This window comes from Arthrobacter sp. Y3221157, from assembly GCF_059089865.1.
The window spans coordinates 1-1,492 of record NZ_JBNHFD010000188.1 but is presented as its reverse complement, the minus strand read 5'-3'; the positions used below and the strand labels follow the sequence as shown (position 1 = coordinate 1,492).

At 64.1% G+C, this 1,492-nt stretch carries 2 protein-coding genes; both read left to right on the top strand.

Annotation, left to right across the window (positions count from 1 at the left end; genetic code table 11):
- Nucleotides 1-143: 143 nt before the first annotated feature.
- The gene (gene hxlB / locus AC5RTT_RS20525; protein ID WP_494146700.1) at nt 144-743 is read left to right on the top strand and encodes a 6-phospho-3-hexuloisomerase; all 600 of its coding nucleotides are present in this window, start codon (nt 144-146) and stop codon (nt 741-743) included.
- Between the two features lie 69 nt (nt 744-812).
- Nucleotides 813-1,436, top strand: a complete 624-nt coding sequence (hxlA, locus tag AC5RTT_RS20520; protein WP_115524978.1) for a 3-hexulose-6-phosphate synthase — start codon at nt 813-815, stop codon at nt 1,434-1,436.
- Nucleotides 1,437-1,492: the final 56 nt, after the last annotated feature.

Below are 1,492 nucleotides of genomic sequence, written 5' to 3'. Positions count from 1 at the left end.
GCCCTGTTCTTAAGGGTAGTTAAAACTGTCAGAAAACAGCGTTTCGGGTGGTTGGTTGGTTGGGGATAGTTGGTTTCAACCAGAAAGCATGCATCGGGGCGGCGTAGGTCCCGGTGCCCGGATAGTTTGAGAGGGGTCCTATCGTGACTGTTACAACCACCACGGCGCCTGCCGTGCACAGCACGGACGTTGATATTGTCCGTAATCTGTCCCTGGTCGGGGACGAGATCACCGGTACGGTGGCCAAGATCGATGAACACCAGCTGGCCGGCCTGGCCGCGCAGCTGGGCCAGTCGGGCCGGGTATTCGCCGCAGGGGCCGGGCGCAGCGGGCTGGTCCTGCGGATGGCGGCGATGCGGCTGATGCACCTGGGCCTGACGGTCCATATTGCCGGTGACACCACCACTCCCGCGATCAGCTCCGGGGATCTGCTGCTGGTCGCTTCGGGGTCGGGAACGACCTCGGGAGTGGTCAAGTCAGCAGAAACCGCGGCGAAAGCAGGGGCGCGGATTGCCGCGTTCACCACCAACCCGGACTCGCCGCTGGCCCGGCTCGCGGACACGGTAGTGATCATTCCCGCCGCCCAAAAAACCGACCACGGCTCCAGCGTTTCGCGCCAGTACTCCGGGTCCCTGTTCGAACAGAGCCTGTTCCTGGCCACCGAGGCGCTCTTCCAGTCGCTGTGGGAAAACACCGACGTGCCGGCCGAAGAGCTCTGGCTCCGGCACGCCAACCTCGAATAAACACCCCCGCAGCATCTTTTAGTTTCCCTTCACATCCACCGCAGTACCCTTACAGAAAGAAACATCATCATGAAACTCCAGGTAGCCATCGATCTCCTGACCACCGAAGCCGCCCTCGAACTGGCCGGCAAGGTCGCCGAGTACGTCGACATCATCGAGCTCGGCACCCCGCTGATCAAGGCCGAAGGCCTCTCCGTGATCACCGCCATCAAGGAAGCCCACCCGGACAAGATCGTTTTCGCCGACATGAAGACCATGGACGCCGGTGAACTTGAAGCAGACATCGCCTTCAAGGCCGGCGCCGACCTGGTCACCGTGCTCGGCACCGCCGACGACTCCACCATCGCCGGCGCCGTCAAGGCAGCCAAGGCCCACAACAAGGGCGTCGTCGTTGACCTGATCAGCGTCGAGGACAAGGTCACCCGCGCCAAGGAAGCCCGCGCCCTCGGCGCCAAGTTCGTCGAAATGCACGCCGGCCTGGACGAGCAGGCCAAGCCCGGCTTCGACCTGAACGGACTGCTCCGCGCCGGAGCAGAAGCCCGCGTGCCCTTCTCCGTCGCAGGCGGCGTGAAAGTCGCCACCATCGCAGACGTCCAGAAAGCAGGCGCCGACGTCGCCGTCGCCGGCGGCGCGATCTACGGCGCAGCCGACCCCGCCCTGGCAGCCAAAGAACTCCGCGAAGCCATCGCATAACCCCACCCCGAACCGTGTACTGCCCGCACAAAACACCACCGCGGGCAGTACACGGC